Source organism: Methylobacter tundripaludum SV96 (assembly GCF_000190755.2).
Taxonomy (GTDB): Bacteria; Pseudomonadota; Gammaproteobacteria; order Methylococcales; family Methylomonadaceae; genus Methylobacter_A; species Methylobacter_A tundripaludum.
In genome coordinates this window covers 1,297,318-1,310,673 of record NZ_JH109153.1, presented here as the reverse complement: position 1 = coordinate 1,310,673, position 13,356 = coordinate 1,297,318, and the positions used below count along the sequence as shown (strand labels likewise).

13 protein-coding genes are annotated in these 13,356 nt (G+C 47.4%); 7 read left to right on the top strand and 6 right to left on the bottom strand.

The features are described 5' to 3' along the window. Positions 1–294 precede the first annotated feature (294 nt). Together METTU_RS18645 and METTU_RS18640 are read left to right on the top strand one after the other, a co-directional pair. The gene (locus METTU_RS18645) at positions 295–1,827 is read left to right on the top strand and encodes a hypothetical protein (protein ID WP_006893511.1); all 1,533 of its coding nucleotides are present in this window, start codon (positions 295–297) and stop codon (positions 1,825–1,827) included. Between the two features lie 578 nt (positions 1,828–2,405). Beyond that, complete coding sequence (locus METTU_RS18640) at positions 2,406–2,684, top strand: Lpp/OprI family alanine-zipper lipoprotein (protein WP_006893510.1); 279 nt, start codon at positions 2,406–2,408, stop codon at positions 2,682–2,684. Between the two features lie 124 nt (positions 2,685–2,808). Here METTU_RS18640 and METTU_RS18635 read toward each other — a convergent pair whose 3' ends face one another. Then, on the bottom strand, positions 2,809–3,168 hold the full coding sequence (locus METTU_RS18635) for a hypothetical protein (RefSeq protein WP_006893509.1): 360 nt from the start codon (positions 3,166–3,168) through the stop codon (positions 2,809–2,811). Positions 3,169–3,516: 348 nt separating this feature from the next. Between METTU_RS18635 and METTU_RS18630 the strand changes: the two genes are divergently transcribed. Together METTU_RS18630 and METTU_RS18625 are read left to right on the top strand one after the other, a co-directional pair. Continuing rightward, entirely contained in the window at positions 3,517–4,089 is a 573-nt protein-coding gene (locus METTU_RS18630; RefSeq protein ID WP_006893508.1) for a CAP domain-containing protein, read from the top strand. Between the two features lie 201 nt (positions 4,090–4,290). Beyond that, positions 4,291–4,773 carry a cupin domain-containing protein gene (locus METTU_RS18625; RefSeq protein ID WP_006893507.1) on the top strand — a complete coding sequence of 161 codons (483 nt, stop codon included), beginning with the start codon at positions 4,291–4,293 and terminating at the stop codon, positions 4,771–4,773. Between the two features lie 387 nt (positions 4,774–5,160). On the opposite strand, the gene METTU_RS18620 is transcribed toward METTU_RS18625, so the two are convergent. From METTU_RS18620 to METTU_RS18600, 5 genes are all read right to left on the bottom strand, one after another. Beyond that, positions 5,161–5,547, bottom strand: a complete 387-nt coding sequence (locus METTU_RS18620) for a hypothetical protein (protein WP_006893506.1) — start codon at positions 5,545–5,547, stop codon at positions 5,161–5,163. Positions 5,548–5,987: 440 nt separating this feature from the next. Next, positions 5,988–6,662: a PAQR family membrane homeostasis protein TrhA gene (gene trhA, locus METTU_RS18615; RefSeq protein WP_006893505.1), complete on the bottom strand. Its 675-nt coding sequence runs from the start codon at positions 6,660–6,662 to the stop codon at positions 5,988–5,990. A gap of 125 nt (positions 6,663–6,787) precedes the next feature. Next, on the bottom strand, positions 6,788–8,011 hold the full coding sequence (locus tag METTU_RS18610) for an aminotransferase class I/II-fold pyridoxal phosphate-dependent enzyme (protein ID WP_006893503.1): 1,224 nt from the start codon (positions 8,009–8,011) through the stop codon (positions 6,788–6,790). A 15-nt stretch (positions 8,012–8,026) separates the two neighbouring features. Then, positions 8,027–8,959 carry an NAD-dependent epimerase/dehydratase family protein gene (locus METTU_RS18605; protein WP_006893501.1) on the bottom strand — a complete coding sequence of 311 codons (933 nt, stop codon included), beginning with the start codon at positions 8,957–8,959 and terminating at the stop codon, positions 8,027–8,029. Between the two features lie 697 nt (positions 8,960–9,656). Continuing rightward, positions 9,657–10,484, bottom strand: a complete 828-nt coding sequence (locus METTU_RS18600) for a transposase (protein ID WP_302050605.1) — start codon at positions 10,482–10,484, stop codon at positions 9,657–9,659. 26 nt (positions 10,485–10,510) lie between these two features. On the opposite strand from METTU_RS18600, the gene METTU_RS24690 reads away from it, so the two are divergent. The 3 genes from METTU_RS24690 to METTU_RS18585 all read left to right on the top strand — a co-directional run bounded on the left by METTU_RS24690 (position 10,511) and on the right by METTU_RS18585 (position 13,321). Further along, the gene (locus METTU_RS24690) at positions 10,511–10,984 is read left to right on the top strand and encodes a helix-turn-helix domain-containing protein (protein WP_254258050.1); all 474 of its coding nucleotides are present in this window, start codon (positions 10,511–10,513) and stop codon (positions 10,982–10,984) included. Beyond that, complete coding sequence (locus METTU_RS24685) at positions 10,981–11,580, top strand: IS630 family transposase (protein WP_050897802.1); 600 nt, start codon at positions 10,981–10,983, stop codon at positions 11,578–11,580. The genes METTU_RS24690 and METTU_RS24685 overlap by 4 nt, the downstream gene beginning before the upstream one ends. 385 nt (positions 11,581–11,965) lie before the next feature. After that, a complete protein-coding gene (locus METTU_RS18585) occupies positions 11,966–13,321 on the top strand; it encodes a cytochrome P450 (protein ID WP_006893499.1) in 1,356 nt (451 codons plus the stop codon). Positions 13,322–13,356: the final 35 nt, after the last annotated feature.

The following is a 13,356-nucleotide window of genomic DNA, read 5'->3' as shown; positions in this document are numbered from 1 at the left end:
GCGCGTAGCGAATCCAGGCACAGGGATGTGAAAGATCGCAGACATCCCGAGAGCAATATGCGTGGCTCGAAAATTACCCTCCATGGCGCTAGATACCTACATCCCTGCCGGTAGACGAGTCTTGGGCTGAGTTGTGTATAACGATGAGCGCGGAGCGTGGGAACGATGAGTCCAAGTTTCGGAAAGTTATTACCGACCATACCCTAAGCGCGCTTATCACTTATAATCAGGCAGAACTTGAATATTTTCCCTAAATTCGAAACCTTGTGAAAAGTACGTAGGAGCAAACGCACCATGACTGTCGAACTCTTGATTAACTTTGCGGTACAGTTTCTTGGAACTGGCGCGGCATTCTTTCTCGCCTATCGATCCTTCCAAAAACGCCGGATTCAGTTAGGCGCTGAACCGACGCTCCCCCAATACTTTAGCCGCAGAAGCGCCTACTGGATAGGGATCGCATCGTACTGCTTGCTTATGGCCGCGCTTTATTGGCTGCTTACCTGGCAGTGGCTGCCCTTGGAGCCGCTGGTGACGCTCATTGTGGAGAACCTCCGTTCAGGGGAATGGGTAAATCTTCTGAATGGCTTGGACGGAAACACGATCATCCCTTTGATTGGCGCCGGGTTGTTTCTGTTTTTTATCGCCTGGGAAAGCAGATTCAATCCCTTGCTTATATTGAGGGACAGCATCCATGACGCTTTCGCAATTCCGACCAAGGCGGTAGAAGTTTATAACGCTCTCATTACATCGAGATTGTCGGCAGTCGATGATACATTAAAAGCACAAATCGCCAATCGCCTGCTGGTGTCGAGTATCGATCCCGGCGATTTCGAAAAATCCAGCGCCACAGTCGAGTATAAATGGGCTCATAATTGCCTTCTTTTTGACCAGATACACGACTACGCCAACCAATCGTCTTTTCGTCGGTTGTTCAACGAACCGTCTCTGAAATGGGGGGAAATCTGTATCTCCTACAATGCGATGTCGGAAAAAGTGGCCGTCTGGAAGGAAGCGGAACCGCACTATACCAAGACGGTCAAATTGCTAAAGGAACTGGACCACCTGACCGGTTTACTCTGTCGCTTACTTGCCTCACTGGTCGTGTTCGGGAGCGCAAGCGAGAATGAAATATGGGCAACCGTGAAGCAACTCGGCGGCAACGTCCACGAGGCCCGCCTCAAACACACCTATAAATATATCCTGTTATTCACTGCTGCCACCGCTATCGGGATCATGTTGGGCCGGGAGATTTCGGTCTCGTTACACAATGCTTTTCTGTTTCCCGATCAACCGCTGGCGCACTTTGATTACACGACGCTCCGCTGGGTCGCCTATGCCATCCTGATCTATGTCCTTCCGATAGCGCTGGTCTTTGTTTCCCGGACGCTCGCCTTCAGGCACCAACGGGAGCAATCCGATCGATACTACGGCTTCTATATGGCGATGATGATAATGGGGTTTATTGTCAGCACCTCCGCATCAGCGCTTATACTTGAGTTAACTTACTACAAAGATCACTTCAGGTTTCTGGAAAGCTTCATAGAACATATGCGCTGGGGTATTCTGCCAGCGCTGATGTGCGGTTTTGTCGCTTACCGAATGGACACGCCGGTCAGCGAATCGGAAGCGCTAGGTAAACTCATTATGGCCGCTGTGTTGCGTTTTATTGGCTGGGGATTGGTCGCCGTCATTATCATGCTTTATGCGACCGGCGACATGACCATCCAGGAGGCGAATCTGCGTTTCACTCTTGTCGGTACGGCTTTCTTCGTGGTCGGTCTGTTGGGGGCGTCTGCCAGTTTCAAAACGGCGAGGCTGGAGGATTAGCTATTCCATCTCGTGTCATTAAATTCGGAAAATAAATTCGCCGGTAGGCCCGTAGGATAATGGTATGGACTCCCATTTGAAAGCCATGTAGCCATGTAGCCATGTAGCCATGTAGGTCGGGTTAGGTGCTAGCCGTAACCCGACACATTCGCGCAAAATGTCGGGTTACGCTACGCTAACCCGACCTACGGGCCTACAAAATACAATGGTGGACAACCAATTTTTGGCTTTCGATTGCGGCGACCTGATGCTGGAATTAAACCACTCTGTGCGGCTGCGTCCGGAAAGGTGTTGATACATCAGTTGAATGATAAGAGCCGAGAGTATCATGTCCGGTTCTGTGTGAGCCTCAAGGGGCGGTTCCTTGTGCCATTCGATTTTTATTTCTGCCACAAACAGGCAACCCGTTTGTTTTTCCCTGTTCCTTAGGTTCGGATATGCAACATCCTAAAATCCATTGTATTAAGCTCGCGTTAAGTTATCGAGATGCAAAATATATTTGAATAGCTCCGATTAAACATAGAGTTATTTGATATGTGAAACTTTTATAGTCATCATCTTAAGTAAGGAAAAATAATATGAAAAAAGTAATAAAGCTATCAATGATTGTTCTAGCTTTTAGCCTGGTTACGGCTTGCGCAACTAATTCAGATGTTGAAGATTTACAGTCGCAAGTTAATGGCTTGGATGGTTCTGTTAAGCAAGCATCGGCCGACGCTGCCAGTGCGCAAACTACAGCTGCTGATGCGGCTGCAAAGGCGGGAGCCGCAGAAGTTGCAGCTAACCGGGCCGCTCAATTATCTCAAGATGCCAATAACAAATTGGATAGAAAATTCAAAAGATCAATGAGGAAATAAAGCATTGTTTCTTTAAACGCTATAAGGCGGATCATTTGTAGTGTGGATTCGCCATTAGCAAGCCACCGCAACTGCGATCCGCTGTCATCGGCATTATGTGCTGATTGGCGGTTTGCTTACAGGGCTACTCTGATTTAAGCGACTTATATAGCTCCAGCGTCTTATTCAACTCGTCCGTAGCACCTTTTATATCAAACTGGTTTGCTTTGATTTGCGCCTGAATGATGCTCGCGTTGGCATTTTTGACGATGTCCGGATTTCCCGTTACTTTCTCGGAGGCCGTACGCGCCGCTTTTAAATGCTCGCTGGGCGGCATGAAATCGCGATGGCTGATTTCGACTATAGCTTTTTCGATATGCATGATAGTTTCGTTTGGGCTGTTAACGGAACTTTTGTCGGCTCCTTCCGCATAAGCGATAACGCAGGTTGAACCTAAAGAGAAAGCCAGTAATAAACTTAGCGCTGTGTTTTTGGTAATATTCATAAAAAATAGCCTTTGTTGTGGTTATTGGATAACGTTGGTGAAAAATGATTGAATATCAATATCTTTCTATCTACATGATAATTAATGAACTCAGTTTAAAATGTATGCAATTTTTAGTTAGACTATCAGGTCGTAAACTAAGCACACAATACGTATAAACACTTGGTATGCACCAATCCTGCACCTGTGTATTGTCTCGGTCTCACGCGCCGCGCTCAGCGTTATTCTGGCAGGGGGCTGGAATCGAGGCACTTGAATGTGAAAGTTCGGCAACCCGATGCTTTTTTGCTTTTTTCCGAATATCCCGCTATTTTTTCTTTATCGACTCGCTATTCCTGAATCAAGATTATGAAACGAATTTTATCCATGCTCATTGTTTACCTCGGCCTTGCTCATTATCCGGTAGCAGCCGATATTGGCGCGCCGCCGGATATAAGGGCTGCTGAACTTGAACGCCAAATTCATCAACAGATAAACCGGGTGCGGCAAAATCACGGATTATCCCAATTGGATAGGGATGAGTTACTTGCCGCCATCGCCCGCAAGCATAGCAGCGACATGGCGAGCTTTCATTTTTTTAATCACACGAATTTGCAGGGGGAAGGTCCCGTCGAGCGAGCTAAAAATCTGGGATGGAACAAGAAAAAGCAACACGATTCTAATACCTGGATAATCGGTCCGGGTGAAAATATCTTTATGAATAATCTTTACGACAAGGTCGTTACGATTAAAGAAAACGGTGTCGCGGTAAAAAAAGAATACGTCTGGAAAACGCAGCAAGAAATTGCGCAATCGACCGTGCAAGGGTGGATGGACAGTCCGCCGCATCGAAAAAACATCCTGTCTCCGAACTACGACCAACAAGGCATTGGGGTGGCTATTTCAGGACACGAAATTTATGTTACGGAGGATATGTTTTAACTTTATCGCTGGACGCTTTAATCCGGCAAGGCGTAATCCGTAACGCTGTAAGGGGATTCGCCGCAACTGCAACCGGCTGTGTTACCGGGGAGGCTAGCGCTAAACTGCCCTACAGATTTAAGAGGAATATACGACGAATTAGATTTTTATATGATAATTGATGTTGTATATATCACGTTACCCTTCATCTGCGAGGTTTGCATGTCAGAAAAATCGAAGCCAATCGCCGTTACCGCAGCCGAGGTGCCGGTACGCATTAAGCCATCCGTCTATCCTGAGCCTTTCGCATCGCGCATGGCGGGCAGGGACAAACACCCCCTTGGCGATCTTTTTGGCCTCACAAACTTTGGCGTAAACCTAACCCGTCTGGCACCTAACGCAGTTTCGGCTCTTCGTCATGCTCACACCAAACAAGACGAGTTTGTCTATATCCTCCAAGGTCGGCCAACACTACACACCGACGAAGGCCGAACCCAGCTCTCTCCTGGAATGTGCGCAGGTTTCAAGGCGGACACTGGTAATGGACACCGCTTGGTCAATGAAACCACAGAGGAAGTTGTGTACCTCGAAGTCGGCGACAGAACGCCGGGAGACGAAGGCAGCTATCCCGATGACGACCTCAAAGCCTTGCTCGTTGAGGGGAAGTGGACGTTCGTCCACAGAGATGGCACGCCGTATGTGTGAGGTTAGGCGCTAAACATCAAATGAAGGCTCGCGGCGCCGGGAAGCGGGTCGACTGCATGGACAGATATTCGCTCCTCGGCAATTGCTCCTGCATTGCTCTACTACAGGCCATCCATGGCCTTATGCAATATCTGCATTCACCACATCCCTGTGGATTATGCAGGAGGCAGAGCACCAACAGTAGGCGCTTTTAGGCGACGCAGGAGCAGTTGCCGAATCCGGTGCCATGGATGGCGAGCTTAAATACGTCCATGTAATCCGGTCAAGATTCTGGCGGTTCATAAGCGGCGGTATTTTGCACCGGAGGATTTGTCGTGAGCTCTACATGACTGACAACTACGAATTGTGACGAAGGGATAATCCCTCGCCACTTTAAATTCGCTAAGACTACTTTTTAACAAAGTAATAATAGCCGCCGAATTTTCCTTTTAGGGTCATGCTCTTGTCGTCTTTTTCAACTAAAGAAAACACGTCAAACCTGTTACTGCCCACCAGCGCGACTTTTAATTTACCGTCTTCTATTTCGTAATTTACCGGCGGTTGATCATAGAATTTGCCTTCGCGCGGAATATGCAAGATCGTTACTTTGCCGCCTTTAAATATCCAGGTATCTTCCCTAGGGATGGCTTCTTTATCGGTTAAAGAGTTTTTGGTGGATTGCAGCTTCCAAGTACCCTCTACTTCTTCTTTGGATTGCAGGGTAATATCGGCATAAACAGCGCTGGTAAATACGGATAAAATCAATAATATTGCCGCTAGATTTATTCTTTTCATGTTCACTTTCCTATTTTAATTTAAGTAATCCTGGAAAATCGGTTGGTGTTGTACGAGTGTCTATAGGATAGGAAGTTCAACTTTTTCGATCAATAAGCGCGATTACCTATATCAGGTGAATCCGCTATTGAGCTGAATGCCTTACATTACCAAAGCTCCAAGTATTTTTTAATGCCAAATGATTTTTGAGGATAGGGGGCGGCTCGCGCGCTGTGAGGAACTAAAGCTTTTATATCGCGTATCAGAACTTGAAGGCGATCCAATCACTTCGGGGACGCGCCAAACGTGAAAGCGCTGTTCGATACTTCTGTATCGGAGTCAAGTATGCGCCGGAAATGGCTGAACCTACAGCGGTTTGTTATGTAGTGCTGGAAAAGGTTGTTTTTAATGGTCGTTATTCAGGCTGTCCGTGCCGGTATGGAGCTGATTTACTCATCACGTTATTCAAAAATCGGGACCCGATCCAGTGCCTTGACAATAAACCACCACTGAAAACCTATCCCCAAAAGCACGGCGATATGCAAAATCTCATGAGGGCCGATTATGCCGGGAAGTATTGTCAATCTTTGGTGGTATTCAATAATTGCCCCTACCGTATAGAAAATGCCGCCAAGCACCAGCGGCCGGATAAAAGCAAAGCCATATCTTCGCCAAAGATGAAACCCCATTAAGAGTCCCATCCAGCCAAGCCCCAAAAAGAAAGACAAACCTAACCACTCCGGTATTGATGTAAAAAAAATTGTTTTTACGATAAGACCGCTGACGGCCAGAACCCAAACGATAGCGAGAAATCCCCACCTTAAAAATCCGGTAAAAAGAATACAGTGTATGGGCGTAAATGTGCCTGCGATGACTAGAAAAATAGCCGCATGGTCGAGTCGTTGAAAAACCGTATGCGGTGCTCCGGTTGTCGTCAACAGATGATAAACACCACTGACCAGCAATAAAAAAATACAGGAACCGGAAAATACAGCCAGTGAGATGAGGCGAATGCTCGACCCTTTTCCCCTTCGAATCATGGGGATGGCCTGATAAGTAAAAAATATTGCGCCTAACAGGTGAGTTATTGAACTCAAGGGGTGAGTAAAACCAAGTAAGGGATAAATAGCTGACATAGTAAAAAAATACCTCCAACCTTATCTTGTAGCATTCATAAAATAATATTCTCAAATAGGATGATTTTGCAAGATCATGAATTACCTGGCGCATTGAGGTCAATCAACAGGTCGAGAGAGTTTGGCTATTGCCTGAAATCAGCCAGTTTTGCCAATAAACAGTCTAAATCTTTTTCGGTATGCTCGGCCGATACCTGTAACCTGATTTCCTGTTCGCCTTGAGGGACAACCGGGTAATTCAGGCCGGTAACCAGGATATTATTCGCCAGTAAATGCGCGACCAACGCGGTTGTTTTTTCGGTATTCCTGATCAGGATGGGGATGATAGGATGTTCGCCCGGTAAGGTTTCAAAGCCCAGATCTTCAAGTCCCGATCTAAGACGGAGGCTAAATACCCGCAGTTTATCCAGCAAGCGCAAGCCATCATTACTGGACACGACGTCTAAAGCAGCGCCGGCCGCAGCCGCCTCGGCAGGCGTAATCGGATTCGAATAAATATAAAACGGCGAGGTTTCCCGTAAATAAGCTATCACTGTCGAACTGGAAACGACATAGCCGCCATTTACGCCAAAGGTTTTACCGAGCGTAGCAATTAAAATATCCGCTTTGCCCTGGGTATATTCTTCGGTACCGCGGCCGGTTTGGCCAAAGGCGCCAACGCCGTGAGAATCATCGACAATGCTAATAATCCCTTGTTCATACGCATCTTCGTGCCGTTTACAGCAGGCGCTTATTTTGCCGAGATGGGCGTAATCGCCGCGCATACTGAAAATCCCGTCAGTAACCAAGCAAACGCGTTTGACCCGGCCTTTGTAGGCTTCAAGGATTTTGTCCAGGGCATCAATGTCGGCATGAGCATAAATTTCTTTACTTGCGGGATGGGATAACCGTATCGCATTGATAATGCAGTTGTGATTCAGCGCATCGCTGACAACTAAAGTGTCGGCGGAAATAAACTGAGGCAAGACGCCCGTCATCGTCGTATAAGCGGAACTGAACAGCATTGCCGATTCGCGTCCATGAAATTCCGCCAGCTGTTGTTCCAGTTCAATATGCGGCCGGTAAGTGCCGCTGATAAAACGAACCGCTCCGGGGCCGGTGCCGAATTTTTCAGCGGCTGCGGCTTCCGCTTTGATAACCAGCGGATGCATCGCCAGTCCGAGATAGGAATTGGAATTCATGCGCAAGAAAGCCTTGTCCCCGAATCCTTCAAGAAAATAGCGGGGGCCGAAACCATCAGCGGCGGCTTTCATGCCGGTAACGACTTTTTCATTACCCTTGCATAGACCCTGTTGCTGTAATTCGGCTAATTTGTCGGTTAACAGCGGTTCCAGTTTTTTCAGTGACATAAACGCCTCCGGTTATTAGTTGAGCGCAATTTTTTCCAGCATGTTCTTGACCATTGCCTGTAAACCGAATTGAGCCCGCCAACCCCATTCGGCTTTGGCGGCGCTATCGTTCATGTGTCTGGGCCAGGAATCGGCAATCGCCTGTCGTAATGGATCGACGCGGTAAGTGATGGTGAATTCAGGAATGTGTTCTTGTATTTCCGCCGCTAACTGCTGCGGGGTAAAACTCATGGCCGTCACATTAAACGCGTTTCTGTGCTTTAGCTGCGTACTGTCCGCGGTCATCAAGGTAATAGCGGCATCAATAGCGTCAGGCATATACATCATATCCAGTTGCGTATCGGCCCGAAGGAAACACTCATAATGTTGCGATTTAATCGCCGCATAAAAAATATCCACCGCATAATCGGTCGTGCCTCCGCCCGGCTTGGTTTTGCTGGAAATCAGCCCCGGATACCTTAAACCGCGGGCATCGACGCCAAAGTGACGATGATAATAATCGCACAGCAGCTCACCTGAAACTTTGGTGATGCCGTAAATGGTCGTCGGTCGTTGGATGGTATCCTGCGGCGTGTCCATAGACGGGGTTTCTGTGCCGAAGGCGGCTATGGAACTGGGGAAGAACAGCGCACAGTGGTGCATTCTGGAAATTTCCAGTACATTGATTAGACCGTTCATATTGATGTCCCAGGCCTGCTGCGGCTTTTGTTCCGCAACAGCGGAAAGCAATGCGGCGAGATGGAAGATCGTATCAATGTTATTGGATTCTACGACTTGATTGAGTGTCGACATATCGCGCACATCCAGACAGTAAAACGGTCCCGGTTCGCTCAAGGCCGGTTTTTTATCGGTGGCCAACACATTTTCGGCGCCGTATCGATTGCGCAAGGTTATCGTTAACTCCGAGCCGAGTTGCCCGGTTGCACCCGTTACCAGTATCTTTTTCATCTGTACCTTTGCTGTTTTACTAAGGGTGGATTGCTAAACCGGGTCTCCTTGCGTTAGCTCTCATCTTTATACGCAAGTATACAAATAACTCGTCATAGCCGCCGGGAAGCGGGTATCCAGTGCCATGGATGGTGAGTTGCGTACGTCCATGTAGTCTGGATTCGCTTCGCGCTCTAACGGGCCCGGCAATCCCTGCCGGAATGACGGTGTCTCTCAGGCACTTATTGACCAAGGTGTACAGTGTTTGGATTGGCAACCATGCAGACTGCGATAAATTGCTCGCTTAACATTTCATTCAATTAAGCCAAGGCCTAAACTTACGTCTTACAATGCCTGATCTTAATGACAACGCTAATCAACGCAAAACCTTTCGAACGGGGAAGCATAGCCGGTTCGGCTCTAAGTGTTTGTGTAGCAGCTTAAACCGCTTATCCGGTTGCTGTAAAGCGGATAGATAAAGTTCGGGATGAAAGAGGGGCGATACAACGTACCCTATCCTATAGGGCTAAAAAAAGGGAGCCTAATAGACGATTAAGCTCCCCCTTACCGAGTTTGAAGGTAAGTATGAGCGCATGTCGATATGCTATCAACGCGCCGGAAAAATGATAATGCGACATATTGTCACATATAATTGGTATGGTTTTTTTAGTACCGTAGATACTCTGTTTAAAGTCAAACTGATTTCATTGGTTTTTAGCTATCCGACAGATGCCGGAATTGCATAAAAACGGGTATTATCGAAAGGCACATCATGCTTCAACATACCGTGGATAGCATGGAGTAATTTACGCATGACCGCGCAGAGAGCCTGCATTTTTTCTTTGCCGTTAGTCACCACCAGATGCTGGAAATAAGCACTGACATGCGGATCATGCTGTTTAGCACTTAAGGCAGGCATATAAAGGGCTGCGCGAATATAACGGTTACCGGCTTTGGATACACGCGTCTTCTTGTGGACACTTTTCCCGGAGTCGAAAGCCTTGGGATCGAGTCCTGCAAACTTCACCCACTCCCGATGGGAAAGGTCTGGCGGCAACAATAACAGTTCGCCCATGAGCGCAATGGCGCTGGTATTGGCAATGCCTGTGATGCCGGTCAGTAACTCCAGCACCCGTTCGAGTTCGGGATATTTGCCGATCAAAACCAGCGCCTCAGCCGTTAAGCGGTCGATTCGTTTTTGCAATTGAATGATAGCCAGTTTAGCGTCGCGCAATACGGCTTTTGGGGTTTCCTGAGTCGCTGTTAGGGCATGCAAATGATTCTTGGCTGCCGCTTTTTGGCCGGTTAACGAATTAATTCTGCGGGAGAAACAGCGAAGAGCTATCGTCTCATTGGTTGGGCGAGTCCAAGCCACGAAGTCCATTCTCGCGGCGTATTCGGCCAAGGTGTTGGCATCGACAGCATCCGTTTTGCTATTTCTCATCAACACCTTAGCAAAATTATGAGAAGCTTTTGGGTTAACCACCATCAGCAACACGCCTGCATCATGCAGAGCGACTGCCAAATCAAAGTGGTAAGTAGTAATGCGAAAGTTATTAGGAAGTAAATTTATTGTGTCAAACTGGAAACGATTGCAATAACAGACAAAAATTAGGAGTCCACCTGAAATTCATCGCCAAACTGACCCCGGAAGAGGAAGTAACGTTAACCGAAGCCTATCGTAACCACTCATTATTCCGGGTTAGACAACGGGCACATGCTATCTTATTGAATAATAGAAGGTATGTAATTGCACGGCTGAGCGAATTGTTTGAGTCCCAGCATGAGACTGTCAGCTCATGGTTAGACAAATGGGAAACAGAGGGATTAATAGGGCTTTACGATTGTCCACGAAGCGGTAGGCCTGTGCGCTTCACGGTTGAGGAACAAGCCGATTTTCTGGGCTATATTGACAAAAACCCACACCAGCCCAAGGCCGCCGCAGCACGATTGCTGGAGGAGACGGGCAAGGAAGCCAGCCTTGACACCTTTAAACGAATTTTAAAAAAAGTGCCTATGCCTGGAAACGTTGTCGGCAATCAGTGAAGGGAAAGCGTAATGAAGCAGATTTCCAACGTGATAAGGCATATCTGAAGGCCTTGAAACAGCAAGAGGATGATGGGGAATTGAAGCTTTACTACTTTGACGAATCCGGATTTAGCACGACACCCTGTGTACCCTATGGATGGCAACGGATTGGCGAGACCCGACAAATACCCTGCTATCGTAGCAAGCGCATGAATGTGTTAGGTTTTTTGAGTCGCAGCAATGATCTGTTTTTCCACAGCTCCGAACAATCGGTGACAACGGATACGGTTGTCAATGCCTTTGATGCGTTTGTCGAAACGTATGCAGGCAAGTACGAAGAAACTAAAGTGCCGTGCTGTGTGGTGTTGGATAATGCTTCCATTCATCGTAGCGGCGTATTCAAAGAAAAGCTGGCGGGCTGGCAACAACGTGGTGTGTACTTACATTTTCTTCCGCCTTACAGCCCGGAGCTGAACCTGATCGAAATACTCTGGCGTAAAGTTAAGTACGAATGGTTGCCGCTTGATGCCTATCAAAGTTACGGACACTTGAAAAAGTGGGTGTTGGAAATCCTGAGTGACATCGGTAAAAAATTCCAAATAACTTTTGCGTAACTACTTAGATCCCCGTGGCTTCCAGGCAGACGATGATGCCCGGCAACTTGACCAGCTTCTTAACCAATCGGGCGCGGTCAGCTAGGCTGTTGGTGAATTTTTGTGGGTCGAATGGCTTATTATTCTTGCGGATAACCAGAACCAATTCTTCAGAACCGACATCAATGCCCGCTTGGAGCGATAGCTTTGACTCATGATCATTTTTTTAATTTTACTGATTGTCATATGGGTTTGTCTGAATGAGTTAAAGAAAGTAGACTATTTATCGGTTCCCGACCCTGCACATGCACCTACCTTCCTTGTGTATGCAGGCTCTAAGCCTCAGATACTCCACGGTATGGGTGAATAGGGCGGGGGCCAATCTACGAAACTAACCGCGTTGATCATGTCTCAAAACAAAACAATCCCAAAAATCAAAGGCGAATTCCTATTAGGCAATCTACGCCAGATGAAGGCTGATCCATTTCAAGCGCTTTGTGACTGGCAGCGTGATTATGGCGATTTAGTGAGTTTTAGATTGGCAACTCGTCATTTTTACTTAATCAGCCACCCAAAGCTGATCGAACAGGCTTTAATCAAACAAAGCGATACCTTTGTCAAAATGTATGATCCTAAAAAACCAACCGGTCTCGCATTGGTGTTGGGGCAAGGGTTAGTGACCAGTCAGGGCGGGCTATGGCAAAGACAGCGGCGGTTAATGCAGCCGGTTTTCCAGAGGAGTAATTTGGCATCTTTACTCCCGAAAATTGTCACTGCCGGCAATAACTTATTAGCCAGATGGCGGCTATTAGGCGACGGGGCGCAAGTTAATCTCGCTGATGAAATGATGCAGGTAACGCTTGAAGTAATTACTCAAACCATGTTCAGCACCAGCGTCCTCGATAAGATCGAACACATTGCGCCTGCTTTAGACACGCTGCTCCGGTATGCGGCCAAATCGGTCATGAATCCTTTACGCATGCCGTTATTTATACCCACTACAGCCAATCGGGAATTTAATGCGGCAAGCGCGGTAGTAGATGATGTTATTTACGGGATAACCGAGCAACGCCGCGCCCAACCAGCAGCACACCACGATTTATTGGATATGTTGCTGAACGCGAGCGATGACAATGGCGAACTTATGTCCGACAAACAGATTCGAGATGAAGTCATTACCATTTTTACCGCCGGTCATGAAACCACTGCCAATTTGCTATCCTGGACGTTGTATTTACTGGCCCGGCATCCGGAGGTACTGGCTAAATTGCGTCAAGAACTCGATACCTTAGTGCAAGGCAAAATCCTAACGGCAGAAGACTTGCAGCAGCTTGTCTATACCAGAGCTGTGCTGAATGAATCGATGCGTCTGCGTCCGCCGGTCGGCATTATGATGCGCCGGATCAGCAGAGATACCGAGCTTGACGGCCATTTATTAAAACAAGGCAGGCTGGCGATGTTCAGTATTTACAATATTCACCATCACCCGGATTTCTGGCAACAGCCTGAACAGTTCGATCCCGACCGCTTTTTAAACGCTGAAAATCGCAGGTTTTCATTCATGCCATTTGGAACGGGCGAGCGCATCTGTATCGGCAATCATTTTGCGTTACTGGAAAGCCAGCTTTTGTTAAGCATGATCATTCAGCATTTTGATTGGCAGTTGCTTGGTACGGATGAAGCCGAAATTGAAATGGCGGTAACTTTGAAGCCGAAGGGTGGGATTCCGGCGAAGTTAGCCGTTCGAGACGGACATTATTAATCCTGGAAAAATCACTTGAGCACTCCAAACTCCGT

What these genes read in the sequence shown, in the direction of transcription:
- METTU_RS18605 (WP_006893501.1), bottom strand. Translation starts at nt 8,959, where the DNA reads ATGAAAAAGATACTGGTAACGGGTGCAACCGGGCAACTCGGCTCGGAG.
- METTU_RS18640 (WP_006893510.1), top strand. Translation starts at nt 2,406, where the DNA reads ATGAAAAAAGTAATAAAGCTATCAATGATTGTTCTAGCTTTTAGCCTG.
- METTU_RS18620 (WP_006893506.1), bottom strand. Translation starts at nt 5,547, where the DNA reads ATGAAAAGAATAAATCTAGCGGCAATATTATTGATTTTATCCGTATTT.
- METTU_RS18645 (WP_006893511.1), top strand. Translation starts at nt 295, where the DNA reads ATGACTGTCGAACTCTTGATTAACTTTGCGGTACAGTTTCTTGGAACT.
- METTU_RS18610 (WP_006893503.1), bottom strand. Translation starts at nt 8,011, where the DNA reads ATGTCACTGAAAAAACTGGAACCGCTGTTAACCGACAAATTAGCCGAA.
- METTU_RS18635 (WP_006893509.1), bottom strand. Translation starts at nt 3,168, where the DNA reads ATGAATATTACCAAAAACACAGCGCTAAGTTTATTACTGGCTTTCTCT.
- METTU_RS18625 (WP_006893507.1), top strand. Translation starts at nt 4,291, where the DNA reads ATGTCAGAAAAATCGAAGCCAATCGCCGTTACCGCAGCCGAGGTGCCG.
- METTU_RS18630 (WP_006893508.1), top strand. Translation starts at nt 3,517, where the DNA reads ATGAAACGAATTTTATCCATGCTCATTGTTTACCTCGGCCTTGCTCAT.
- METTU_RS18585 (WP_006893499.1), top strand. Translation starts at nt 11,966, where the DNA reads ATGTCTCAAAACAAAACAATCCCAAAAATCAAAGGCGAATTCCTATTA.
- trhA (WP_006893505.1), bottom strand. Translation starts at nt 6,662, where the DNA reads ATGTCAGCTATTTATCCCTTACTTGGTTTTACTCACCCCTTGAGTTCA.